Origin of the sequence: Arsukibacterium sp. UBA5043, from assembly GCA_002415085.1 — a bacterium.
Lineage (GTDB): Bacteria > Pseudomonadota > Gammaproteobacteria > Enterobacterales > Alteromonadaceae > Alishewanella.
Map to the genome: position 1 here is coordinate 1 of DIBV01000018.1, position 24,603 is coordinate 24,603.

Below are 24,603 nucleotides of genomic sequence, written 5' to 3' on the forward strand. Positions count from 1 at the left end.
AAAATTAGATTGCCGTTGACATTATTTTAGCCAAAGTCGTATGGCTCCAACTTTCCGGCTTCTTTTTCCGCCTTCGATATAATCACTTGTTTTACAAATTCATAAGGTAAGTCCGGGTTATCTTCCATCATTTCACCAATTTTTGCCCAATGCTCTATCTGCTTAGGCATTGTGCGGTTCAATGCTTTCCCCATAATGGTCGCTTTTTCTACCAGATCCTGGTCTAGCCTTACACTTGCAGTTGCCATAATATCTCTCCTGTAAAAACAGGCCAATTGTAGCAATGCGCTACAATCGTAGCAAGTTGCGTCAACAAACGGATTTACCACTCACTGCGCGCGCTGTTGCCCTTAGGGTCAGCAGTCAGCGGATGTAAAAATACCGGATACAACGCTCTTCCTCACTCGCCGGCTCTTTCAAAAGAGGTTCTATCCTCTACTAATCTTAGTTGTACCCATAAGTTATTGTAAATAAGCCAAAACAGATGTAACTTCATCCACATCGAATTTACAAAGGCGGAAAAGTTCGTTTTTAATTACGGGCCTTTGCGTCCAAAAATTAATGTGACACAAGGAACGTAAATGTCAGTATTTCTCAAGTTTCGACTGCTCATTTTAGCTTGCTTAAGTTTTATTCTTTCGGGCTGTGTTACTTTGCCTGGGCATAGGCAAACTATTGATGAAGAAAATTTTTTCTTGCGTATCAGTGCCCCCAATCTTGCGATAAAAAACGAGATTCGTTTCAACGCAGAAAAAACAGAACTTTTATTTTTACCTGAAAATGCTCAGATTGAGTTAGTTGTTGCAGATAAAACCGGCAAGCATCAGCTCATGATGAAAAAACACCAGGAATCCGTTGTTTATATCTACAGGTTAAATGGTCGTAAAACGATGTTTGGAGTCAAAGAAAAAGAGTGGCTTGCATCGCAAATCCCTATAATCATTGATAAAGCTGGCCGTTAAATCCGCTGGCGTGACTTTTCGGCTGAAGCTGGTTGCGTTACATTTTTTTGCAAACAACCAGTTTTTTTTTAAAAAAGGATTTGTAACACATGAAGTTCATAAAGGTTACAACACTCATCTTGAGCGTTGCCATCATCGTAGCAATACTGTCATACCAGAAAATTATCTCAAATATATTGTTACCGCAGTATATTGACTGGGCGTTTGAAACTGATAACAAAGGTTTGGAGTCTGGAGTAGCTTTAAATGCACAAGAGCTGTCATTAGCAACCGATATAGGGATTCAAAACCCTGAAAAAGTAAGGATTGTTTATGTGGATGAAATTCCGTTCCCGTACGAAAACTTTGCGCTGAAAACACTAGGTGAAGCACTCGGATTCATTGGTGAAGGTATCACCAACAACGCTCAGGTGTTCGGATACTCAATTTATGTTCGTAATGGTTATGAACTAAACAGGCCAAAGTTAGCTCATGAATTGGTGCACGTACTTCAAATTGAACGAACCAGTCTCGACCATATAATAACTAAGCACTTCTCGGATTTGGCAGAGTATGGGTACGACAAAGCACCCTTAGAAGTCGAAGCTTTTAAAGCGAATAAAGACTATGCGGCCGATTGGCGTCTTTGATAACAGCTTTGCGGCTGTGGAGTTTCGTTAAAACACCAGCGACGCCTGGGCACCAATGGTAGTGCGGCTAAAGCGGCGGCTTTCACCATTAGGTTGATAGTCAATAGGTGTAATTGAGATGTGACGTGTCTGGTAACGTATGTTGTACCAATTGCCATACAGTTCAAGCCGGATATGATCAGTTGCTTTAAACTCCAGGCCGGCTCTGGCCATAGCATTGCAACAGGACTGTTCTGTGTTATCAAACCATTGCCGAACACTACCGTTCAGATCTATGCCGGCTTGAAAATAAGGACTTAGCTGCCAGTCCATGCCCAGGCGGCCATATAAAAACAGCGGTCTGATCCGGCCTTCAGTATAGTCAACCGGCTGCTGTTTTAACCTGATCCGCTGATAGCTCAAGCCTGCCTGAACGTAGAAATCACTGCGCTCAACTTTGCGTAAGCCAATAGAAAAGCCGCTGGTTTCTGCCTTATCACCCTGCTCTGTAAATACAGCAAATACTTTCTGACTATCACTCCATACCGCCTGGGCACTTGGTACAATTAACATCCCTGACAGGGCAACGCCCGCAACCACATTTCTAAACATCCGTAATCCCATACTAAAAATTAACATCAGCAACAAAGGGCGCAGATAGTAGCCTAAACGCAAATCGGCCGCCAGCATTGAGTAAATCTTCTGGCTCTGCAACAATGCAACAGTTACCAGTTTGCAGCGGAATTTTTTGTGTCTTGCATTACTTTTTTTAAACATGTTGCTGCCAGTACTCTGGCATTTCTATTTCTGTTGGCCCTGCCCGCTCAGGCCCAGTGGCAGCGCCTGCCCTTTCAGACCATGGGCACCCAGGCTTATGTCGAGCTGTGGGCGGAAGATGACAAGCTGGGTAAAGACTTGCTGCTTGCCGTGCAACATGAATTTGAGCGGATTAACCAGCTGATGAGTCCCTATATCGACAGCAGTGAACTGAGCCTGCTTAACCGGGATGCAGCCAGCCGGCCTGTTACCATAAGTAACGAGCTGTACCAGTTGCTGCAGCAGGCAGAGCAGTTGGCGAAACTCAGTGATGGCGCTTTTGATATCAGCTTTGCTTCGGTAGGCTTTAGCTATGATTACCGCCAGCATATTAAACCCAGTGCAGCAGAGCTGGAGGCGCAACGGTCATTAATTAATTACCGGCATATTCAGTTACTGGCAGATAATCAGGTGAAATTTAGCCTGCCCGGGCTGAAAATTGATTTGGGCGGTATCGCCAAAGGCTATGCGGTTGAACAGGCCATTGGCCTGCTGGCAACAGCCGGTATTAAGCATGCGCTGGTGACTGCCGGTGGTGATACCCGTTTACTGGGCGATAAACGGGGCCGGCCCTGGCAGGTGGCCATTAAGCACCCGCGTAAAGAAGACGGTATTGTGGCGCAGCTGCCGTTAACCGACAGTGCCATCAGCACCTCTGGTGATTATGAGCGGTTTTTTATTGAAGATGGCGTGCGCTATCATCATATTCTCGACCCGAAAAGCGGCCAGAGCCCGTCCGGTTTAATGAGTGTAACGGTACTCGGGCCTGACAGCACCCGCACCGATGCGATGTCGACCACCTTATTTGTGATGGGGCTTAAGCGGGGTATAGCCTTTATTGAACAGCAGAGCGAATTTGAAGCGATATTTATCAGCAGTGAGCATCAATTGTATTTCACCTCTGGCCTGGCACAGTAAATAACGAGTAAAATTAGCTATTTCCAGTTAGGACAAAGCGCTTTATACTGGCTTGTCTGTTTAAAGTTTATACAAAACTATCTGACGCAGGCGTGACTAAATAATAATAATTTAACTGGAAACCCGATGCGCACAAAGGCGACACAGATTATTATTTTAATCAGTATGCTGACAGCACTGGGCCAGGCCCGGGTTTTCGCGTGCACATTGCGCCTGGGGGTGGAAACCCATTTTCCACCGCATATTATCAAAACTGACACGGGCTGGAGCGGCCTCAGTGTTGAGCTGGCAGAGCGGCTTGCCCGCGAAATTGACTGCACCATTATTCTGGTGGAAAGCCCGTGGTTAAGAGCCATGCGCATGATTGATAAAGGTGAGCTGGACCTGGTCAGCCACCTGACCTACAGCGCGCAGCGACAACAGCATTTTGCCTTTATCGGGCCACACCATCTGGAACAAATTTATCTGGTGGCCGATCCTGCGGCTATTCCGGCATTAACCACCATTGAACAACTGACCGAAGAAGTAGACCTTACCGCTATCGCGATGCTGGAAGGGGCATACTACGGTGAAGCGTTTGCCAGATTGCAACGCCAGCCCGGTTTAAAACGACAACTGGTGTATATTGCTAACAATCTCGACAAAATCGCCTTGTTAAATGCCGGCAGAGTGAATGCCGTGCTGGAGGACATCTCTGTGCTGCGCTACTGGCAGAGTGAACACAGCAGCACAGCGATGCGTTATCAACCGCTGCTGGCCATTCATAAAGGCCCGGTTTATTTTGGCTTTAATAGAAAAACGTTGTCAGAAGAACAGCTAAACAAGCTTAATACCGCCTGGCAAAACCTGCATAGCAACGGCGAACTGGCGGCCATTGTGGCGCATTATCAGCAACGTGATAATGCGCTTGCCGTGCCGCCGCCCCAACCGCGCTTTTAACGCGGTTCTACTCTGGCAAAACTCTTCAGACAATAGGCGCGAATGCGGTCAACCGGTCCTGACTGGCGGCATTACCCAGGCCATGAAACGGTGCCACTTCAGTTAAGCGGCCCTGCTCGCCATGTAACGCCAGATAATTGAGCATTACGGTTTGCACCAGTAAGTTAACGTTATTGGCAGCCATTGACGAGCCAGTCTCTACTGAGGCATCCGGTCGCATAAAGCCAATTTGCTGATGGCGGGCTTGCTCTGCCGGGCTGCCACCGAGCAATGCTGGCCGGCCGTGGGGGTTATACACCAGAATTGCAGAAGCTGCTGTGGAGGAATTATCGCCGGTCCATTCACCCTTGCCCCGGCCATTGACACTGTCATCAATCCGGCCATTACTGGCCACCGAGCCATCAGAGTATAAGTAAATCATCAGCGGCTGGTTGCGCCTGGCCGCATACTCCAGGCAAGCACCGATACAGCGGCCGGCCCGTAAATCACGCAGCTCGCCGGTGCCGCGCTCGCCGGTATGATAATCATAGCCGCCAATGGTTACGGTGCCGGCGCCGGCAAAACCATTTACCACCAGCTTCATCACTGACGCGGTTTTTCGAAACTCGGCATCGCTGTTAAATTCAGCAGTGCTGAAAATACCGCCATCACCCACAATATCCGGATCAGCCGCCGGATCAAGCGTGGCTGGATTACCAAAACGGTCTGCCAGATCGGCACTTTTTACATAACCACAACTCACCAGATCTTTAATCACCGCATCACGGCTGATACCGGTGCTAACTTTATTCAGCTTGTTATCGCTCAGGCGTTGAATAGATTCCATTACTGCTACCGCATCATTTTGATCCAGCAAGCCGAATAAGTCCCCGACATCCACCAGGCCGGTGACATCACTGGGGCGGTCAATTTTGGTTGGCCGCCACTCCGGATTATAAAATTCGGCAGGGGTCATTGAATTTGCACCCGACTCAGAATTACGCGAGCCAATCAGCGGCATTAACGAACCATTGGCACCCGCTCTGGCAATGGCATACATCGGGTTATGCGGATTATTGCCGGTATCATTTTCAGAGCGGGAAGGCATCACCGCGCCATTGGTCATGGCCTGGGTGGCCATAGTGGTACGCTCCAGAATACCAGCGAGCATTTGTGAATCGCTATGAAAAGCCAGCCCCAGCTGATCGTTAACAAAACCAGCGGCCGGATTAGCGGCATTCACTGCAGTCGGCACCATATCGGCCGGCAACCCCAGCTTGCTGTAACCCTGGGTAGATAAGAAATCGAGCTGGCCACCGGCCCCCCCTACCAGAATATTGGAACCGGCAATATTAGCGCCACCGGCCAGATCAAAACAAATAAAGGGTATTTTACCCGCACCTTCAACATTAATACCGCACTGGTTTTTCAATAGCTCCAGATCGGGCGACAGATCGGCAAAGGCCTTGGTTGGGTTGGCAAATAAGCTAAATACCGACCCCGTAGTCAGAATACCCGCGCCAACACTCAGGCCACAGGCAATAAAGTCGCGCCGGGTTACCGGCCGGCTGTGACAGGCGTGTAATAAGGGCGCATCCGGGTGTAAGGCTTTTTTCAGTTTCATCAGTTAGCTCCTTGGTTCACCAGCATTAGTAAACCAGCATCTGGGCGCTGGCCAGCACTGCAGTACAGGCGGCTTTGGCAATTGTTTGAGTACGCTGGCTGTCGCATGCACCGTTACACTGACTTAAGCGATCTATCAGGTTATTCAGTTCAGCCCGGGCATCGCTGTTCTCCAGCGCTGTTTCCGGTTGCAGCGGGGCAAACCGGTCCAGTAGCGGGCTAATCAGCGCATCGCGATTAGCAGGGCTTAGTGCCTCACTCGGGCTGGCATTGAAGTTAACGGCCGGAAACCACTGGCCTCGCAGCACGGTATTGTTAATTGCCGCATTACAATAGGCGATACCCAGTTGGGTAATGGCCATTTGCTGGGCTGAAATAAAGGTTTCAATATTGCTAAGCGCCGGCAACTGGCGGGTAATAGTCTGATAGGTATTCGCTACCGCCGGTGTTGCCACAGAGATGCCGGTCAGCTGGCTCATACTGGCATTAATCGCCGCAAAGGGCCGGATACCAATGTCACTGCTGTCGGAATTCGTCTGGCTGATTTGCTGCAGCGGGAACTGTGGCTGGGTTCGCACATTGTTAAATGAGCCTATCTGACCAAACGACAAGAAAAACTCATCGCTGGCCGCCCCGGCCTCGCTGGCAATGATCGTACCCAGCTCGGACATGACCACCGGCTCGGTCAGGCTGGTACCGCTGGCAAAAGTAAACTGTTGCCGGATCCAGGCCTGGCCCGACGTCACTTCGCGGCCATTAATCGCCAGCGCCATGTCGCTGATTAATAAATCGGCAGGCAACGCGGCACCCTCCAGATTAATCAGATACGGCTGGCTAAACAGGTAAGAGTAATTGTCAAACTGGGCCACTTCAAACACGATATAGCTCTGGGGCAAATCGATTAAATGGCCGATGGCAAACGGTAAATAGAACTTTTGCCCCACGCCAATGCTAAAGTTCTGGGCAATTTGCTCGCTCGTCAGCGCCCGGTTATGGATAGCCAGCAAGCGAATACTGCCCTGCCATTGCCGGCTGCCATCGGCTTCATTACCCAGCATCAGCGCAAAGCTGTCATCCCAGTTACTGATAGCAGCAGGCTCGCCCTGCACCCCACTGTCCTGGCCATTAACATAGATGCGCTGGCCGTTAACCGGGTCCTGGGTGATTACCACATGTTGTAAGCTGGCTTGCAATAACTCATCGGCATCGGCGGTGCTCAGTGCCGGTATCCCGGCAAAATCACTGCTGGCGCTGCGCAGTAAAAAGTCGTAATTATACTGGCTCTGGCCCAGGGTAAAATTGCGGCTGATGGCACTGCCGGCATAACTGATAATAGCGGCCGGCCCCTCTTGCACCACATTGGCTGGTATTACCCAGGCTTCTACCGTCATCTCGCCGGTGGCGCCGATCAACGACGCAAGCTTGGCACTGCTTTGGGTACTCGCTTGAGCCCGACCGCTGTTAATTTGCAGGCCCCAGCCTGTTAGCCAGGCAAAATCTCCCTGTAAGTTAAGGTTTGCTGCCGGCTCTACTCCTGAAGTATCAAACGCCTGACTGCCCTGACCTTCTTTAAACTGATAAAAGGCGATCTGATTACTCTCGTAGCGACCACCACTGGAAGCGACTACGCCGTCTTCTAAGCGTAAGGCTTTTGAAGGCACCAGTTGCGGGTCCAGCGCTGTGACGGGCACGGCATCACTGATGGCCGTTACCGCAGCCAGCATAACCGCCGCATCACTGGCACAATCTGACCAGCAGTTATGAAACTCGCCACCCAGACGGGCTACCAGACGTGATAACTCAGGACGGTCCAGGTTGATTAAATTGCGACTGGCCTGATAGGCCGCATCGATATCGCTGGCAGCAAAAAATGGCGCCTGGGCAACAGAAGCGTCCGGCGCATGACAATTAACGCAGTATTGGCGCACCAATGGATACACTTCAGTGGCGAATAATGCCGGGCTTTCCGGCAAAGCTTTACTGGCGCCTGGATCGCGGATCACCGGTGCTACCAGGGTAACAGCAGCCTGCTCAGCATCGGTGGTATTACCCCAGTTCCGTAGCCACTGGGTAATGGTATCGGCACATGCCGTATTACTGCTTAGCCAACAGTTATGGCCACCGGCCACTTTCTGCACCATCAAAGACTGCGCCGGATCGGCTAAATTGACCAGCGGTAATACCGCATTGTACGCCAGGTTAATGTCGTCACGACGGACAAAAAACGGCGAGGTATTACCTTGCTGATGACAACTGCCACAGCGATTGTCGGCCACCAGGTTATCCCACAGATTTAACTTAAATTGTTGAATATCGGCCGTTTGTGGTGCCGGGCCATTATAATTATTACTATTATCCTGTACTGGCGGCGGCGGATTCTGCTCAACCTCAGCGCCACCGCAACCTATTAACAAGATACTAAGCACAACCAGAAGCGAAGATCTCATGGTTACTCTCCCATACAGTAAGTGGCAGTGTCGGTGAACACTTGTTTTAAGTTATATCCGCTCTGGCTGAACCGCTCGCTGGTTTGCTGAATAAGATTGACGTCTGCCAGGGTTTCCGGCGGTCGCAGGCAGGTAGTTTCAAAGGCTTTCTTGACCTGACACTGGGCAAACGCGACCGAATGCGCCAGTTCCTGGCCCAAACTTTTAGCGCCATTGCCTTCACCCGGCAAACTGCTGTCCCAGCCCAGCGCCTGATTACGCCCTTGCCGCCAGTAGTTCTGCCAGTGATCATCCTCGGTCTTATAACCAAACGGAAAATTACCGGCATTAATATGGTACTTGGGCTGAACCCGGCTACCGGTCTGGCTGTTATTGCTGCCGGCTTGCTGATAAAACAACCGGCCATTGTCGCCATTTTCATCAGTAAACTGGTAGTCATAATAGGCAAAGGCCTGCGCCAACGGGTCCATACCGGCATGACAACCAATGCAACGGTTATGAAAAATCCGGCTGTCGCCACCAGGGCTGCGACTGACATCCTGACGGATCCTGTCGGCTGCCGTGCTGGTATCTTTTAACGGCTCTAAATCGGTACAAAGCTGGCTCATCAGGGTAAAACGCAACATGGCCCGGTTGGTTCCCAGGTAGAAAAACGCTTTGGCGCCGGCGCGGCTGGTCATGACCCCGGCACTGGCCTCGGCCGGGATACCGAGCAAACTGCTTTGAGCGCGCGGTTCCAGATGTTGTTGCAAATCTATGCCCTGCTGATCCAGCGCCTGATAATGGGCGTTGTTATCAGCGGCATAAGGGGGCAAACCTAAACTGTCAGCGCCAACATATAACACGTCGGTTTGTAATATTTGCCGAAAATCAGCATTGTCCCGTACCAGGCCAATAATGGTGGCGCTGTAATCGTTTAGCGGTTCGAAAATATCCTGATCGCGGTTGGTGGCGGGGGTGGCAAACAACTTTAACGTTGTACGATAAAAATCGGGATGTTGCATCGCCAGCTCTGCTGCGCCCCCGGCATTGCCCTGCTCAATCATCTGGCTCATTTGTTGCAAAGTCACGGCATCAGCCGGCACACCGGCTAGCCGGTCATGCAGCCGCTTTGCTTGTTCCAGTGGCCCGGCAAGCAGGGCACCACTAAACACCATGGCAAGTGCAGTAACCAGCAGGCCCGGGGCCAGTGGCTTAATATAGCTTTGCATATTTCTCTCCTGCCCGGTTAGCCGGGTAAAAACGCGATTGTCCACTTCGAACGGGTTGGCGATACATCCGCTGCCCCGAAATTCACTGCCTGCAAGCGCAGTTGTAACTGGCGCTCGAGGCGCTCATCATTTAATTCACTTTCAACGATTGTCACCTGCTGCAAGCTGCCATCGGGGTTGATGATCAACTCAAACACCACTTTACCTTTGAGTAATGGATTGGCGCGCAAAGCCCGGTTGTATAAGGTATATAAACTGCTTTTATTGGCGTCGAGAGTCTGGCGGATGCTGGCTTCAGAACGACCGCCCTGGCTGGCCGGATCATTGGTGCTGGCACTGCCGCTACTAGCAGAAGCCGGCGCCGATGCTGCCAGACCACGCAGCTCACCTTCTGCCAGGGTGGTATTCTCAGCACGATTCAGATCAGCTCTGGCGACATCAGCACTGACTGCTGCCGCTGCTTTGGCGGCGGTTTTGGCCAGTTCAGGGTTGCTGATCCGCTCCGGCTCCGCTGTCTCGGCTGCTTGCTGGCCATCACGCTGTAATTGAGGTGCCTGCTGATTAACGGTAAAGGTCTGGCGCAGCGCGGCAAGTTCATCCTGCATGGCCAGCAGCCCCGCTTGCTGCGCCTGAGTCCGGGCCTGCTCCTGAGTTACCGGACTGGCGTCTACCACCTGCTGCTCCGGTTCCGGCACCGGCTCGGGTTCAGGAACCGGTTCTGGCTCTGGCAGTTCAATCGGTTCTGGCGGAATAATTTCCCGCTCTTCCAACCTTACCCGTGCCAGCTGTGGCGGCAATTGCTCCAGCTGCTCGCGGCTGCGTTCTGGCACCTGATAAAGCGGCACGGCTATCGACAACAGCACCAACATCAGCAGGCCAGCCAGCACGACCTTGTTGAAAAACTGATCTTCATGTTGCCAGCCAGCGCCAGCGTGCCAGGTTAGCGTACTCATGGCGTCGCCTCCAGTGCACTGCTGCGCTGCTCTACCGCCAATGAAACATCTCGGTACTCGGTGGCAGCACAAATTGCCATTAACCGGCGTAACACGGCATAAGAGGTTGACGCATCTGCCAGGATCGTCACCGGCCGGCCTATGGCCTGTTGTTCCTCCGCTAACGGCGCTGCCCGGTTAGCCAGATACTGCAGTTCCTCAGTCACCGCAGCCGTTAACGGCTGCTGCCACATCTCTGGCGCCTGCTGCCAATCGCCCCGCCAGACCGGCTTGCCCTGCACTAAAATACCGTTGGCGGTTACCGTCAGTAACACTTGCTCCTGCGGCAGCTGCTCTGATATCGATTGCGGCAGACTCATGTCTTTATTACTTGGCAATACCACCACATCAGACTGATTCACCATCAGGAAAAATACCAGAATGGTAAAAATATCCATCAGCGCTACCAGGTTTAATTTAGAGCTTTGTGCCAACCGGTTATTTTGCTTTAACATCCGCTTAGCGCGAAATGACTGCTTCATTCGCTCCCCCCGGTCTGTTCCGCCGGTAACTGGCCGAGCGAAATCAACGGAAACAATTCCGCATCAACCACTGAGGCTGCGACCACCGTTTTAAACGATCGTACCGTGTCCATCGCGCTGACCAGTGTCTGATAGTCAAGCGTCTCCGGCGCCAGAATGCTGATATCCCTTTTCTCAATTTGCTGCTGTTGCCAGGTAAGTTTTAAATCCTGTAAAAACGCTGATAACGCGGCAAAGTCAGGCTGGCCCTGCTCGTTATGAGCAAACTCACGCAACAACTGGCCGGCCGGATAATTCAACCGCAACTTTTCTGGCTGCAACTCTAATTCCAGGATCTGCGGATTGTCCTGCTCTTGTTGCATTAACTGCTCAGTTTGCGCCGGTAGCTGAATATTCAGCACCCGGATTTGCGTAAATACCAGACTCAGTAACAACACCGGCACCAATACAATCATCAGATTCATAAAGGAGGTAATGTCGAGCTCAGCTTCGTTCTGGCTGACTTTATGCTTTCTGATCATCCCGGCCACCCGTAAAACGTTGTCCGATACTGTTCATCAATTTGATGCCGGCCATTTCCATGGTATCGACAATGCTGGCCGTCTTGCTCTGCAACAGCGCATGCACAAATACCAGTGGAATAGCGGTCATCAGGCCAAAGGCCGTGGTATTCATGGCGACCGAAATACTGGAAGATAACAAACTGGCTTTTTCTGAAGGATCAGCATTTGCCACTGCTGAGAAGGCAGCAATTAAGCCGACGATAGTACCAAGTAAGCCCAGCAAGGTGGCCACGTTCGCCAGGGTCGCTAAAAACGGCGTGCGTTTTTGCAGGCGCAGGCTGTACTCCAATACCACCTCCTCCATCGCGTATTCCATATCTTCGCGCCGGTGTGACGAGGTTAAGCGGTTTACCCCGCTGGCCAGCATCAGACTTAGCGGCGTTTGCTTAGCGTCTGCCTGTTGCAAAATGGCTTTGGTATCCGCTGCGGCAATGGCAGGCTGCAATTCACGATAGGCCCGCTGATTGCTGGCATATACCGAGCGCAAAAACCACCAGCGCTCGACGGTAATGGCGATACCGAGGATCAGAATAAACGCGATGGGGAATATAAAGTAACCACCTTGTTGCAAAAACCGCACTATGCTGTTGACGAATTCCATACTGTAAACCTCTTAATTATCTTTTGATGATGCTGTAGTAGCGCTTGGCTGTTGGAGCGACTGCGCCTCAATAAAACGTAAAAATTGCTGGCGATCGAGCGGCTGTAACGGTTGCTCGGTCACATTAATGTCGGGCGCCGGAATACGGATCTGGGCAATACTGTCCTGCCAGGGTAAAACGTATAAGGTGCGTGGCTGCTCCTGATTACCGCTAATCGTGGTACTAATATCTACCTGCACCGTGGGCGCAGATTGCTTTGCTTCTGGTTGCTGGGCGGGTTCGGTTTGCCAGGCCCAGGCCTCGCCTGGTAGCAATGTCAGGCCAAGGCTGAAGCCACACATCAGATAATAATTCATCCGTTACTCCTGTTGCTCAAGCAAACTTAGCCAGGCTTCGGCCATCGGATCGGCGGTCAGCTGCTGATATTGCTGATAGTGATAGCGAGCCTGAGCGGGTTGCGCCAGATAGAGCTCATATAAAAATCCCAGATTTTTATGGGCACTGGCAAAATCGCTTTGCTGCGCCAGGGCATCCAGCCAGTAGCGCCTGGCCTGATTAAAATTACCTTGCTGCCTGGCTATGACACCCAGTAAGTTGGCCGCCTCAACATAACCGGGCTGGCGCTCCAGCAATTGCGTCAATTGCTGCTGTGCCTGCTCAACCTGCTGCAGCTGCCAGTAACACACTGCCAGATTGTAGATAATACCGCCGGCTGCGGGGAACGCCTCGGCCAAAGGTTCTAATAAGGTGGCGGCAGCCTGATAATCCTCTGCCCGCAGCCGCTGTTTTGCTTCGGTAAACGCCTGCTGAAATTCAGCGCCCAGCTCAGGCTTCGGCTCAGCTATTGGCGCATCGCTTATGCCGGCAACACTGTTCCCGGTAGATAGCGACGGCTCAGTCTGTGGTTGCGCTGTGGCCGTTGCAGGTTCACCGGCAGCGGCCGGTTCTGACGCTGACCCACTTTGCAGCGCACTAAACTGAGCACAATGACTCAGCGAGAGCATCAGCAGCAAAGCAATCGCCAACCGTGCTGCAACGGGCATTGCACAAGGCCGCTGTATGTGATGCCATGGCTTAGTAAGCTTCATCAGCCAGCTCCAGATAAACTTCAGGTTTGCGGTATCGGGCCGGAGACAACTCCGCCAGCTTGCTCAGGCTTTTTTCTATCCAGGTGTCATATAACGGTTGCGCCACCAACGCCGCATTTTGCTGATAGATCTCAATGGCAAGCTCTTCGAACGGGTAAGCTTGTTCTTCCAGCAGCAGGTCATATTGTTCCAATGCCAGAGGGTCAAGCCCTTTGGGTCGCTCCGAATTCAGTAGCGCAGCAGCCATTTGCTGATACAAATTGGCCACCTGATATTGAGCCTGACTATAAAAATCAGCAACCTGCCAGCTCATACTGGTTTGCAGCAGCTCAATAGCAGCAGTCATATGGGTTTGTTTTTTCTTCAGATTATCCCGCAGTGGCTGTCTCAGACTGACCGCATCAAATAACATGCTGTTGTGCAGGCCCAGTTGCAGGGCAGCATCGGCGGCCAGATAACGACTGCGTTCACTGCCGGTAGCCGGCGTATTGGCAAGTTGCTGCTCAGCAGTCACCAGCCGCTGGTACCAGAAGTTACGGCGGCTCAGATCATTTTGTGCCTGATACAATTGCACCAGTCTGGCGCGGGCTTCCTGGGCTGGCAGATGCGGCTGAGGATACTGATTAGCATAACTTCGGTAAGCCAGACGCGCCGCCTCACTGTTGTCCGCCTGCCAGTAATATCCTGCTGCTTTATATAACAGTGCTTGCTGCTCAGCTCCTGCCGGTAATTGCTCTACTTGTTTACTAATCAAATCTGCTGCACTTTGCCAGTCCTGCAGTTGCTCATAACTATTTAAGATAGCGTTGCTAATAGCCGTCTGCTGGGCACTGTCCGGATAGCGCTGCTGATAAGCCTGCATCAGCCTGATGGCTTCAGGCAGTTGTTTTTGCTCAAGGTACAGGCTGATTTGCTGATAAGCTGCACTCTGGTGATATTCCGATTCTGGTAAGTTTAGTAACCGCTCTAAATTCGCCAGCTGCCCGGCACTGCTTAAACCGGTTTGCTGTGCCTGCTGATAAACCGCCGACGCCAGTTGCTGAGTCAGCAGCTTAGTCCGGTTGCGGCCAGGCGCATTGCCCTCGGCCTGACTTTCTGCCGCCTGGTAAACCTGCAGCAGATGCTGAATGCTTTGTTCGGCTCTGGCATAATCACCCTGTGCCAGCTCGCTCTGGCTGACAATAAACAAGGCTTCATTAACCAACGGCTGCTGGCTTTGCTCTGGCTGAGGCCAGTCGGTTACCCGGCTGGCATAGCTTGCCACCTCAGCATAATTCTGCTGCTGATAAATTTCAGTCAGTTGATTTAAGGCAACCTGTTGTGCTGCGCTGTGGCCGCTGTGCCAGCGAACAAACTGATTCTGCTGTTGCCACCAGTCCTCTGCTGCCGAGGCACTGGCATTCGGATCCTTTGCCAGGGCTTCACTTAACAACAGCGCCTGGTAAGCTGCCTGCTCAGCAGTAAAACTGCGGGCATGTAACTCAGCCGTTGGGTATCCCAGTTGCTGATACACTAACAATGCAGCCTCACGCTTGCCACTACCGGCCAGCGCCTGAGCCAGCAGGTAACGAATATCATCGGGCCATAACAGGCTGTCATCCCGCTCACCTTCAGCCAACAACGGTTGCACCTGCAATAATTGCTGCCAGTATTGCACCAGATTGGCAAACACGGCAGGCTTTGTCTGTGCGCTGGCTTGTTGTGCCTGCTGGTAGACCCGTCGGCCAAAATAGTCAAGATATTGGGCCAGCCGGGGTGCCAGTTCAGCCTGCTCTTTTGGCCAGGCCTGTTGCCAGAAAGCGCTTGCCGGACCAAACCGGTTGATAAAGGCCTGCTGCGCCAGCTCTGCGTTTTCGGCCTGAGCATAATCCAGATAGTACTGCACCAGTTGCAACTGCATTCTTGCCGCCTCAATCGCGAACGGCTGGTCGGCAATAAACAAGCGGTAGCTCTGTAACGCCGCCTGATTCAGCTCTTTTTCAAATAAGAAATCAGCCAGCGCCTGGAATAAAACAGCCTGATACGCAACCGGCCGCTGCTGCGCTGGGCCATCGCGGTAGTTTGCCCGTTTTAACAGCGCCAGTAAGCTGTCAGCCTGCTGCTGATAACTCAACGAAATACTTAATATGCGCTGTAATTCCTGGCGCAGGCTTTGTTGCTCGTCTGCACTAAGACGCTGATGGTAGGTCAAATCTAATGCCTGTAAAAAGGCATCATCGGCAAAGGCGTATTGCTGCAGCTGAAAATGGCTCCAGCCTGACATATATAATGCATGCTGGCTCAGTTCCGGCCCGGCCAGGGTAAGTACCCGGCCAAACGCAACCAGGGCCTGGGCATAGCTGCTTTGGCTATAATAAATATCACCGATCCGAAACCATAACTCAGCGGCAAAGTCACTTTGCGGATACTGTTGCAGCAGCAATTGCATCTGTTGCTGTGCTGCCTGACTATTGCCCGTTAAATCAAGTGCCCGCGCCAACTGATAATGAATGAGCTCATTATTTGGATCGTCCGGAAACTGTTGCAGCAAGGCCTGGTACTCGGCGATTAACGCCGCTAATGCCTGTTGTTCCGCATCCGGGCCGAGCTCGCTTACTTCCAGAGCGCGGGTGTTTAACTGCGACAACCGGTATAACACCTTCTGCCTTACCGCGGCAGCCGGCGCTAACGCCAGCAGTTCCTGATAAACCTGCTGCAATTGCGCTGTGGTAACCTTTTCCGGCTGTGGCAACACCGCCTGATTAAACGGCGCCAATTCGCCAAGGGTGGGGCGGCGTACGATTTTATCCGGCGCGTTGCTGCATCCTGCCAGAACACTGACAGCCAGCAACGACAAGACCGTAAAGCGACTGCTTTTCTGCATGACTATTTGCATTACTGGGCCTCCTGTGAGCTCAGCAATACCTGCTCCATTACTCTGGCAATAGCTTGTGTATTAAGGCGTCGCATTTCCAGCAGCTGTTCCCGCTCCTGCAAGCGCAACTGTTGTAAACCATGATTTAACTGGCCCAGGAGTTGTTGCTGCTGCTGTGCTACTGCAGCAGTAAACTGATTTTCCTGCGTTGTCAGGGCAGTTAGCTGCTGTTGCCGGCGCAGTAAATGCTCAGTTTTTCCGTCCAGTGCGTTTAAACGATTCAGGGCAATGTCAACCGCCTTTAGTTGAGTTGTCAGCTGTTGTTGTAGTTTGCCCAGCTGCCAGTGCCGTTCGGCCCGGTTGTATTGGTAGTGCCATTGTAAAATACCGCGCAAGCGCATTAAGCGTATTTCAGCGTCACGGACATCACGCCCCGCTGCCGTCAGGGCGGTCACCCTGTCCTGTGCCCTGCTTAGCATTCGCTGCAACTGAGCATAATTTTGTTCGGTGTCGTCCAGCCACAAGTGCTGCGCCATCGGCTGTTGTTGTGTCTCACTAATCCTGGCGGCCAGTTGCCCTGCCTGCTCCTGTAATGCCTGTTGTTTCGCTGTTAAATCCGGCACCGAGCGGATCAGTAATTGTTGTTGTTGGTCCAGTTTAATTTGTACCACCTCAGCAAGGCGTACCATCTTGTCCTGGCGCTGCTGTTGCAGCTGCTGCAACTGCTGCAGGGCTCTTAACTGGTTATTCAGCTGAAACAACGGGGCATGCTGGCGCAGCTGATACTGCTGCCAACCGCTAAGCGTTTCAGGTTGTGCCAGTTGCGGCAGCTGCACGGCGCGGGCATATTCGCTGTTGGCCGCCAGTTGCTGCTGGTAAAACTGATCGGCCCAGCGATAGGCTGCCAGCGCATCTTGCTGTTGCAGAGCACGTTCAAACTGATTACCCAGCTGGTGGGCAGCCAGCCAACTGGCTGGCGCATAAGGATAGCGATCAATAAGCTGTTGTAGCACCGCTAGCAGGGTTGGGATTTGGCGGTTCTCAGTCAGCACGTCCCGGTACAGCATCATGGCCGATAAGGTCAGCACGCTATTGCTGGCAAATTCGCTCAGCACCTGTTGCGCATCGGCCCACTGTAGCTGGTCGACCAATAACCCCGCTTGCAGTAACTGCAGATAATCGGCCAGCGCCTGACGCTCATCGGCGTTGTTAAGTAATGGCGTTGCCTCGCCCCAGCTAAATAACCGTTGCCAGAAACCTGACTGCGGCCCGGCTTGCAATTGACTGCGTAGCTGAGCTAATAACGCCAGGGCCGGTCCGGGTTGCTGTTGCTGGCGCAATGCCAGGATCTGATTAATCACCACATAAGGTAATTCACGTTGACCTGCCAGCCGGTTAAATACCTGACGATCAGCGACGTTAGTTGCCGGCCAGCTCAGCAATTGCTGCAACAGCTCTGCCTGGCCGGCCAAGTCCTCCAAGGGCGCAGTCAGCTGATTAAGGTAGTGACGGGCCTGTTCATTATGTTGCTGTTCATATTGATAACGACTGAATTGCAGTAAGGCAATGTTCCGCAACTGACGCGGCAACTCACCACTGAGTGTCTGATCATCCAATAACTTTTTTAATAAACTGGCGGTAGCCTCTGGCATATCCAGTTGCAGCAACAAACCCGCCTGTAACAAGCTGGCTTTTGCCGCCTTTTGTGGTGTCATCGACAAACGCAATAACGCCTGATAATAATCATCCTGGTAAAAATGCCACGCCGCCAGTCGGTATTGCTTTTCGCTTTGCATTAATGGCTCGGCGGCAACAGGCAGCAGCACGCCTGACACCAGCAGCGCCATCAGCAGACGTTTTATTAATTTGGGGATCAGTTGCCGGACCATACTTCTACACTGAAATCAGGTTGGTAATCAGCGCTGCTGTCGGAGATTTTCAACTCCAGCAGCATCGCATCGTCGGCTTTAGTAAAGCGGTGACTGATGGCCCGCCGATAATCGCGGTCTTGCGGGCCTTTACCGACAAACACGGCGGTAAGCGTGTGCTCACCCGCGCGGATATTGCCTTTGTACAACGGCTGAATGGCGCCGCGCTGCAAGCCGTCCAGCTCGCTGGCAGTATACAGATGGGCATCAATTGACTCGTCATTCAGCTTCAGTTGAATGCTGTCCAGCCGGAAAAAGCTACCGGCATCAACCGAGACAAACACCGCCAGCTGGGTTTGCGGCGGAAACAATAATTCCTCTTCCAGTATAAACAGTTCACGATTCAAGGCTATCGCCTGCTGTTTTAACTGTTCCAGTTGCTGCTGGGCCGACGTTTCGGTGCTATCGGCGGCAGATACTGACAGTGCTGGCCATGCCAGCATCAGAACGCTAAGCAAAGCCGTGTTAACAAACTGAAATTTCATGGTGCAACCCCACTAAAAATAAACACTGAAAAAGGCCCGATACACGTTTGCAGTTAACCGGTACAAAGGCTCGGCACCTGCCTCGGTGTCGGCGACAGTGACGTTACGGAAATTATTGTAATTAAACCGGATATGATCCCACTCCAGATTAAGCTCTGGTTTGGCTGCCGGCCACCACGACCAGCTGGCAAAACGATAGCTGACACCAAAGCCAATATTCAGGTTATTAAAATCACTGAGCTCTTTATCCCTGGCCATAAAGTTTTGCTGATTAGCAAATTGAAATAAGTCAGCATAGAAAGATGCCTGGCCTTGCTGATACCAGCGCACATGACTATCAAATACCCAACGCTCACCAAACGGATGCACATACTCCAGTTCAGCATCAAAGGCCTGAATATCCCAACTGTCCTGATAATGGCGCAACGAGCCAGTCAGTGCCGCCCGGTACGGTAAATAAAATTTATTCACCAGCCCCAGCGCAAAGCTGTTGCGGGTATTGGGGTATCTTTCAAACTGATAGCCATAGCCAAGCTCTGCTAGCGGATCCAGGTACCGCACGCTGCGATAGGGATTATTTAAAAAACCCTGCTCCATATCCACTTCAGCATTCAGAGCGCTGATCCAACGGGTGGTCAATACCTGAGTTATGCCCAGGCTATAACTGTATCGGCGTAATTCTTCACTGAAACTTTCATCACCGTTTCGACCAATTTCATCGTTACCTGCCGCCGCATTTAAGCTCAGGGTCGTCATGCCACCGAAAGAATCGTGCGCCACCCCAAAGGATATGGATTTCGCATTGTAATCATCCTCATCGCTTTGTGCATAATTCAGTGACAAGATGCTGTTACCGGTGAGATAGTCCAGGCCTACCCGGCTTTCTATCCGGGTTTCAGTGTAAGCTGACGCCGTGGCAATCACATCAATTGAGGCGCCGGATACTGTATCCACATAGTAAAAGCCGGAAACCGACACCTGCTCCCCTATTTTGCTGCGAAGCATCAGCGCCGGGCCATCAATAGATACCCCGCCGCCCTGATAACTATGGTGCATCAGGTCAACCCGGTTGTCAGGCAGAACGGCCGCCTGCAATGCGCCACAAAGCAGCAACAGCGTCAGCAATGGCCACTTAGTTACAACCACAACCGCCTCCACCACTGCCATCAGCACCTTTTGCTGCCTCACGCGAATCGCGCACATGCGCACTGTGCTGCAACGCAATCGGATGGCGGCCAAAGGCCATAATCGGATCAGCAAGTTCTGCTCTCTCATATGGCTTTACCCAGGGTTCTATGCTGGCACAGCCAGCCAGAGCCCCTAGCATCAGGGCTGCAACCAGCAGCTTAGTTGCGCAGCAGCGTCTTGATGTCATTTTCATACTTTTGCTCATAGCCCGGTTTGTAACCACGGTGCACACTGTGCACATCACCGTCTTTGTTAATAATTACCGTGGTCGGCATAGCCTGCACCTGATAGCTTGCCGACACACTGTTTTCTGTATCAAACAGAATAGGAAAATCGACCCGGGTTTTACTCAGATACTTCTGGGCGGCACTGCTATCTGCCTCGACATTCACTCCCCATACCTGCACCCCCAGTGGCTGATATTTGCTGGCCAGCTTATCCAGCTCCGGCATTTCCTGAATACAGGGGCCACACCAACTGGCCCAGAAATTCAGCACGATAATATCGCCGCGCTGCTCCGCCAGCCGCAGATTAACGCCGCTTAACGCTTTCAGGGTAAAATCAGGGGCTACTGCACGCTGATCGGCACTCGTATTGTTACTGGTACTGGCACTTTGGGCACTTAATGGCAGCACGGTTAACAGCAAACCTAATAACAGTGTTTTCATACAACTTTCCCATTAGTTAAAAATAGACGGCAAGACCCAACGCCACATTGAGGTTATGAGTCGTTTTACTTTCCGCTAAAATAGTGGTTTCAAACACATAGTCGGTTACCACTAAATCTAACGCCAGCCAGTCGGTCATATACACCCGAAACTGGCTACCGAGTTTAAACGCAAATACTTTGTCTCCGGCAAAATCGACATTGCCGGCACCGGCAAATAACGACCACCCGGTATTCACGGCATAATGACGGCCCAGGTATACCTGGCCAGGCAGCAACACATAGCCGAGTTCCGCACCGTAATAAAGCCATTCCCGCTCGCTGTCAGTTAATAAAGGCGCTGCGCCACTTAACCGCTCATACGACGTCAGGCCGGCTTTGGCCATCGCATATTCGGCACTGATATATAAATCTTCATTAATATGATAACTCAGCTGCATGGCGGCCAGGCCACTGCTGCCAAAGTCCTCTATAGCTAAAATGCCGCCCCGTAAGGCAACCACAAAATTTTCGGTATCCAGCCGCGCCGGGATCACGTCTGATTGCGCTATTTGCGGTTCAATCCTGGTAGTGCTGTCGCTCCCTTGCTGCGCAACAGCCAGCGGGGATAACAACAATAAAGCGCTGACTAAAACGCCAGACGTAATCCTATTAACCATGTATTCGTCTCTTCGTTAATATCGCGGTCGGTACTGACCAGCGTTCTGCGATAGCGCAGGTTTGCCTGTGCCCGCTCGGTCAGCGGATAGTTCAAACCAAATTCCATTGTCGCCAGCGGGCTGCGACGTTCTTCTGTTTGCACCAGCACGGTACGCGGTCGGGTTAACAGCACACCACCGCCTAATGCCACATAAGGCGACACCTGCCAATGCGGCCATGGGCTGACACTCAGTTGCAGCAAATATTGCTGGCTGCTGGCTTGCTGACCGCTACCCTGGCCAGCACTCAGTTCAACAGCCACAACGTCAGAAAACAAATAACTGCCACTAAGCTGGTAATAGCTGGTGCCGGCAAAATCTCCTGCTGCTAATCCAAGCTGCCACTGCCGCTGGTTTTGCTCAGCCTGCCACAGCGCAGTGATACTCTGCTCAGCGCCAGGCGGGTATAAATAATTCAGATCTGCCGCTGCCAGCCATAACTGCTGCTGGCGAAACTGCACTTTTACCCAGCCTGTGCGCTGCATCAGCAATTGCAGACTGTCGTCTTTTAATGCCACCTCAACCACCGGATAACCGCGACCAGGACCGGTGCGCAAATCTACATAGTCTTTTTGCACTACAACCTGTTGGGCCAGCGCCGGTGCCACTAACACAAAAATCATTATCAAGCCGAACCAGCGCATTTAGTCGGGCTCCACGGCAAATGGCGAGTTGTAATACTGCGCGCCCATATCCAGCCAATGGCTTAGTAGTCGTAGCTCTGCTGCGGATAAATACCCCAGATGGCTGCCGTCCTGGGAAAATTGCTGAAAAAATCGCTGACTGGCCCGGGCGCCACCGGCCCGCATGCTTGCCGGTACGTTTACCGTCACCATTACCGGGATTGGATCGCCGTTTTCATCCAGGATTAGTTCGCCATCAGCATCTCGTAAAAATACCGGATTGCCATTAGCGTCTACCGCTTGCACTAAACGATCGACCAGCACACCACCAATTAGCTCTTGCTCATTATCGTTGCTAAGCAACTCGCGATAACTGGCAAACTGCTCAGCCTGAATATCTGAGGCCTGATCTGTCAGCTCCAGTTGCACGGCAGGCACCGTGGCATTGCCCGCTGCATCGGTCCGGCTATGACAGCTGACACAGGTGTTATCCCGTACTAATTCATTGGTTACCGGATCAAACTGCCGGCGATCGCGTTGCCACAATGGCTGAATATGGCTCGGATAATCGATCCGTAACCGGCAGGCGGCCTGCCAGCTATCAAAACAATCGAGGCCAATCGGTGCGTTAGTCTCAAGATCAGTAAACTGATTCAGTTCAGCCGGATCTGGCTGACGCAGCGCCGGATCGGTCCAGATATCTTCAAAAATCAAACCGGCACTGAGCGTTGGCTCACCTAACAGGCGGGCCATGGTCTGAGCCATCGTTTCGCCTGGGTTTGGGGGTAATAGTGGATTGGCGTTAGGGAAAGAACCTGTCGCACTAGCCGGGCCGGGATTAATACTGGGCCATTCACCGCTTTGCCTGCCATGTGGCCGGGTATTATTGGCCGCATGGCAACCGTTACAACTTAACGTTTCGCCGGCCGCCAGGGTAATCCACTGCTGATGTTGGGGGGATACTGCCTGGCCCTCACTGTTGAGCAAACTCAGCGCCAATGGCACATTCGCCGGCACTTTAACCCTAACCGAGCCGTCCGGTTGCACCGGGGTGATGCCAACAAGCTCACGCATCAACTGCCGCCGGTTTACGCCAAACGCAAAGTTGGGTACTTCGCGCACGTCTTCCGGCGGAATAGGTACGCCCCGAACCAGACTCAGATAACGCACCGGCCTTTGCGCAGCATTGGTTTGCATCGGATCGGCCAACTGGGCAACCGGCAGTGTCGCTTCGCCACCAATGTCGTAGACACTGCGAATATCTAAAATAGCTTCGCCATTTGCCGCTAACTGAGCATCGGCGTCAGGATTGGCCGGTAAAAATACCGGCCGGGTGTATTGCTGCAATACCACGGCTTCAGTCAGTAATTGCTGTTCAGTGCCAAGCTTAACCGGCACCTGGGTTTGCTTCACTAAATCAAATAACCATAAACCAAATAACGGGCTTGCTGCAGGGTAAGCTGCTGGATCATCCAGTTGATTACAACTGGTAATCGCCTCATCTACCACTACCCTGCATGGTGACCAACTCACCAGAAACCTTTCAGAGCCATCTCGCAAGGCAAAAACATCCTGAACCAGACCCGCAGCTTCCGGCCGGCTTGAATTATCAAAATTCCACGGTAACAACGGCGTTTGCGCGGGTAAGTTCAGGACTTCCTGATACAGCGGTTGCTCGTTGTCACTGGCCAGTGCCAGCGCTATTTGCACCGGCATGGTATTTAAGCGCTCCTGGCCACGATTGCGCAGCAAAGCCGCAACCTCACCATTGGCTAATACCCGCGGCTTTGCAAAATCAACCTGGCTGTTTCCCGGCCCGGTTTGATGGGAATGCCAGCCATATACCAGCTGATTAGCCGAACCATCAGGCCGCATCTGATACCAGTTAAACATGTTGCGATCGCTTTGATTGTCCCAGCGACTATATAAAATATGACCATCAGCCAGCACCACCGGATACAGGTCGTGACTCAGGTTGAAACTAATTTGTTCAATGTCAGAACCGTCGGCATTCATCACATGCAGGTTAAACGCCGGGCCTTGTAAATCTTCATGCAAGCCGCTGTATTGCGGCTTAAATTCGTCCAGCAGAATTTGGCGGGCTTTCTGTTGCCGGGTCGAGCTGAACACAATCCGGCCGTCGGCCAGAAATCCCGGGCTGATATCATGGCCCTGCTCGGCCAGCAGCGGGTCAGCAATCACCGGTGCAACGGTATTGGTACTGCGCGTGTAGCGCCACAGGCTCCAGCTCGGTTGCAGTTCTTCGGCTACGTCTTCAAGTTCTGGCGGGCGCAGTGCAAACAATACGGTGTCGCCATCGGGTGATAACGCCAGATCTTTGACATCGTAAGGTGCATCGGCAAATAAGTCTGCCAGTAACTCACGCTCTGCTGACTGGGCAAAAGCATTTTGTTTAATGAACAGCTGTGCGCCGGGATTAAATGCCTCTGGGGCAACCAGATCAGGTTGATATGGTTCCCCCTGCTGGTCCAGCAATGGCCGGGCAACAAATGCTAATGGATATTCCTGTGCCACCGGATCGTTAGGTTCGTCTTGTACGCTGATATCGGCATTACAACCCACCAGACAGGATAAACAGGCCAGTAACAGAAAAGTGTGTTTAATCATTATGAGTAGTACCGGCCACCTACAGCGATGACAACAATGTTAAAAAAAAACGTTTTTAAGTAAAAAACAGGCTTATCAGATTACCGTTGGCTATACGACAGGGCAAGATAAAATTTTACAGTTCAGGGGGCTGGCAACTTCACTGTGACGTTTATCACCACCATAACCGTTTGGCTGTTTTCGGGTTTAACTGCAGTCTCAACCATTTATAACAGGATAACGCCACATTTACCTGTTCTGTGCTGGCGTTTTTTCAACGGCAAAAAAGCAAAAAAGCCAGCAAAAATGCTGGCTTTTTTATA

The 24,603-nt window shown here is 51.9% G+C and carries 24 protein-coding genes; 4 read left to right on the top strand and 20 right to left on the bottom strand.

The window, feature by feature from the left end; all coding sequences use genetic code 11:
* Positions 1-26: 26 nt before the first annotated feature.
* Positions 27-248, bottom strand: coding sequence for a TA system antitoxin ParD family protein (locus tag B2Q61_RS17515; protein ID WP_290620980.1), 222 nt, complete (start codon positions 246-248; stop codon positions 27-29).
* A 333-nt stretch (positions 249-581) separates the two neighbouring features.
* On the opposite strand from B2Q61_RS17515, the gene B2Q61_RS17520 reads away from it, so the two are divergent.
* Together B2Q61_RS17520 and B2Q61_RS17525 are read left to right on the top strand one after the other, a co-directional pair.
* Entirely contained in the window at positions 582-962 is a 381-nt protein-coding gene (locus tag B2Q61_RS17520; RefSeq protein WP_290620978.1) for a hypothetical protein, read from the top strand.
* An 89-nt stretch (positions 963-1,051) separates the two neighbouring features.
* On the top strand, positions 1,052-1,591 hold the full coding sequence (locus B2Q61_RS17525; protein WP_290620976.1) for a hypothetical protein: 540 nt from the start codon (positions 1,052-1,054) through the stop codon (positions 1,589-1,591).
* Positions 1,592-1,618: 27 nt separating this feature from the next.
* Here B2Q61_RS17525 and B2Q61_RS17530 read toward each other — a convergent pair whose 3' ends face one another.
* On the bottom strand, positions 1,619-2,347 hold the full coding sequence (locus tag B2Q61_RS17530) for a hypothetical protein (RefSeq protein WP_290620974.1): 729 nt from the start codon (positions 2,345-2,347) through the stop codon (positions 1,619-1,621).
* On the opposite strand from B2Q61_RS17530, the gene B2Q61_RS17535 reads away from it, so the two are divergent.
* Both B2Q61_RS17535 and B2Q61_RS17540 read left to right on the top strand, forming a co-directional pair.
* The gene (locus B2Q61_RS17535) at positions 2,321-3,304 is read left to right on the top strand and encodes an FAD:protein FMN transferase (protein ID WP_290620972.1); all 984 of its coding nucleotides are present in this window, start codon (positions 2,321-2,323) and stop codon (positions 3,302-3,304) included. The two genes, B2Q61_RS17530 and B2Q61_RS17535, sit on opposite strands and share 27 nt — an antisense overlap.
* Before the next feature lie 126 nt (positions 3,305-3,430).
* Positions 3,431-4,243 (top strand): substrate-binding periplasmic protein, encoded by an 813-nt coding sequence (locus tag B2Q61_RS17540; RefSeq protein ID WP_290620970.1) that lies wholly within the window; start codon positions 3,431-3,433, stop codon positions 4,241-4,243.
* 25 nt (positions 4,244-4,268) lie between these two features.
* Here B2Q61_RS17540 and B2Q61_RS17545 read toward each other — a convergent pair whose 3' ends face one another.
* The 18 genes from B2Q61_RS17545 to B2Q61_RS17630 are packed head-to-tail and all read right to left on the bottom strand — an operon-like array spanning position 4,269 to position 24,301.
* On the bottom strand, positions 4,269-5,846 hold the full coding sequence (locus B2Q61_RS17545; protein WP_290620968.1) for a general secretion pathway protein GspF: 1,578 nt from the start codon (positions 5,844-5,846) through the stop codon (positions 4,269-4,271).
* A gap of 25 nt (positions 5,847-5,871) precedes the next feature.
* On the bottom strand, positions 5,872-8,292 hold the full coding sequence (locus B2Q61_RS17550; RefSeq protein WP_290620966.1) for a LamG domain-containing protein: 2,421 nt from the start codon (positions 8,290-8,292) through the stop codon (positions 5,872-5,874).
* Positions 8,293-8,294: 2 nt separating this feature from the next.
* Positions 8,295-9,503, bottom strand: coding sequence for a hypothetical protein (locus B2Q61_RS17555; protein ID WP_290620964.1), 1,209 nt, complete (start codon positions 9,501-9,503; stop codon positions 8,295-8,297).
* Positions 9,504-9,520: 17 nt separating this feature from the next.
* Positions 9,521-10,456, bottom strand: coding sequence for an AgmX/PglI C-terminal domain-containing protein (locus B2Q61_RS17560; protein ID WP_290620962.1), 936 nt, complete (start codon positions 10,454-10,456; stop codon positions 9,521-9,523).
* The gene (locus B2Q61_RS17565) at positions 10,453-10,977 is read right to left on the bottom strand and encodes an ExbD/TolR family protein (RefSeq protein WP_290620960.1); all 525 of its coding nucleotides are present in this window, start codon (positions 10,975-10,977) and stop codon (positions 10,453-10,455) included. The genes B2Q61_RS17560 and B2Q61_RS17565 overlap by 4 nt, the downstream gene beginning before the upstream one ends.
* Positions 10,974-11,498, bottom strand: coding sequence for a biopolymer transporter ExbD (locus B2Q61_RS17570; RefSeq protein ID WP_290620957.1), 525 nt, complete (start codon positions 11,496-11,498; stop codon positions 10,974-10,976). Before B2Q61_RS17570 ends, B2Q61_RS17565 begins: the two co-directional genes overlap by 4 nt.
* On the bottom strand, positions 11,482-12,141 hold the full coding sequence (locus B2Q61_RS17575) for a MotA/TolQ/ExbB proton channel family protein (protein ID WP_290620955.1): 660 nt from the start codon (positions 12,139-12,141) through the stop codon (positions 11,482-11,484). Before B2Q61_RS17575 ends, B2Q61_RS17570 begins: the two co-directional genes overlap by 17 nt.
* Positions 12,142-12,153: 12 nt before the next feature.
* Entirely contained in the window at positions 12,154-12,498 is a 345-nt protein-coding gene (locus tag B2Q61_RS17580; protein WP_290620953.1) for a hypothetical protein, read from the bottom strand.
* A 3-nt stretch (positions 12,499-12,501) separates the two neighbouring features.
* Positions 12,502-13,230 carry a tetratricopeptide repeat protein gene (locus tag B2Q61_RS17585; RefSeq protein ID WP_290620951.1) on the bottom strand — a complete coding sequence of 243 codons (729 nt, stop codon included), beginning with the start codon at positions 13,228-13,230 and terminating at the stop codon, positions 12,502-12,504.
* Positions 13,217-16,105: a tetratricopeptide repeat protein gene (locus B2Q61_RS17590; protein WP_290620949.1), complete on the bottom strand. Its 2,889-nt coding sequence runs from the start codon at positions 16,103-16,105 to the stop codon at positions 13,217-13,219. The genes B2Q61_RS17585 and B2Q61_RS17590 overlap by 14 nt, the downstream gene beginning before the upstream one ends.
* Complete coding sequence (locus B2Q61_RS17595) at positions 16,105-17,973, bottom strand: hypothetical protein (RefSeq protein ID WP_290620947.1); 1,869 nt, start codon at positions 17,971-17,973, stop codon at positions 16,105-16,107. The genes B2Q61_RS17590 and B2Q61_RS17595 overlap by 1 nt, the downstream gene beginning before the upstream one ends.
* Positions 17,958-18,497: an AraC family transcriptional regulator gene (locus B2Q61_RS17600; RefSeq protein ID WP_290620945.1), complete on the bottom strand. Its 540-nt coding sequence runs from the start codon at positions 18,495-18,497 to the stop codon at positions 17,958-17,960. The genes B2Q61_RS17595 and B2Q61_RS17600 overlap by 16 nt, the downstream gene beginning before the upstream one ends.
* A 12-nt stretch (positions 18,498-18,509) precedes the next feature.
* Positions 18,510-19,643: a DUF3570 domain-containing protein gene (locus tag B2Q61_RS17605; RefSeq protein WP_290620943.1), complete on the bottom strand. Its 1,134-nt coding sequence runs from the start codon at positions 19,641-19,643 to the stop codon at positions 18,510-18,512.
* Positions 19,630-19,878: a DUF4266 domain-containing protein gene (locus tag B2Q61_RS17610; RefSeq protein WP_290620941.1), complete on the bottom strand. Its 249-nt coding sequence runs from the start codon at positions 19,876-19,878 to the stop codon at positions 19,630-19,632. The genes B2Q61_RS17605 and B2Q61_RS17610 overlap by 14 nt, the downstream gene beginning before the upstream one ends.
* Positions 19,844-20,353 carry a TlpA family protein disulfide reductase gene (locus B2Q61_RS17615; protein WP_290620939.1) on the bottom strand — a complete coding sequence of 170 codons (510 nt, stop codon included), beginning with the start codon at positions 20,351-20,353 and terminating at the stop codon, positions 19,844-19,846. The genes B2Q61_RS17610 and B2Q61_RS17615 overlap by 35 nt, the downstream gene beginning before the upstream one ends.
* A gap of 16 nt (positions 20,354-20,369) precedes the next feature.
* On the bottom strand, positions 20,370-21,011 hold the full coding sequence (locus B2Q61_RS17620; protein WP_290620937.1) for an outer membrane beta-barrel domain-containing protein: 642 nt from the start codon (positions 21,009-21,011) through the stop codon (positions 20,370-20,372).
* Entirely contained in the window at positions 20,981-21,694 is a 714-nt protein-coding gene (locus tag B2Q61_RS17625) for a hypothetical protein (RefSeq protein WP_290620935.1), read from the bottom strand. Before B2Q61_RS17625 ends, B2Q61_RS17620 begins: the two co-directional genes overlap by 31 nt.
* A complete protein-coding gene (locus tag B2Q61_RS17630) occupies positions 21,695-24,301 on the bottom strand; it encodes a hypothetical protein (protein WP_290620933.1) in 2,607 nt (868 codons plus the stop codon).
* Between the last annotated feature and the right edge of the window lie 302 nt (positions 24,302-24,603).